A 482-nucleotide genomic window follows, 5' to 3' on the forward strand; every position below is an offset into this window, starting at 1 on the left:
GGCGACGGCGGTGCCGCGGTCCGCGTCGGCGTCGCGGAGCCCGAGCGGGCCACGGCGCTGCTGGCCGCGCGCGGGTGGGCCGTGCGCCGGGACGGGCACGCGCTCGTCGTGTCCGGGGCGGCGGGCGCCGCGCAGGTCAACGAGGTGCTCGCGCGCGGCGAGGTGTTCGCCGACGAGGTCGTGCTGCTGCGGCGGGACCTCGAGTCGGTCTTCCTCGAGCTCACGGGCTCCGCTCCGGACGGGGCCGCCACCGCGGACGCGACGACGGACGCCCCGCCCGTCGGCGCGTACCCGACGACGACCGCCTCGCCGGGAGGTCGAGCGTGACCGCCCTCCTGCGCGCCGAGCTCGCCCGGGCCGCGGCCCGACCCCTCGTCTGGCTCGTCGCCGCCGGCCTCGTGCTGGGCGCCATCGGGCTCGTCGCGCTCGGCTGGTGGGAGACACGCCCGCCGTCCGCCGCGGAGGTCGCGGCCGCCGACCTG

At 80.5% G+C, this 482-nt stretch carries 1 pseudogene; it reads left to right on the top strand.

Going from position 1 to position 482, the window contains the following annotated elements:
* Positions 1-327, top strand: a pseudogene (locus CBZ_RS19790) (hypothetical protein); the annotation flags it as partial.
* Between the last annotated feature and the right edge of the window lie 155 nt (positions 328-482).

This window comes from Cellulomonas biazotea (genome assembly GCF_004306155.1).
Taxonomy (GTDB): Bacteria; Actinomycetota; Actinomycetes; order Actinomycetales; family Cellulomonadaceae; genus Cellulomonas; species Cellulomonas biazotea.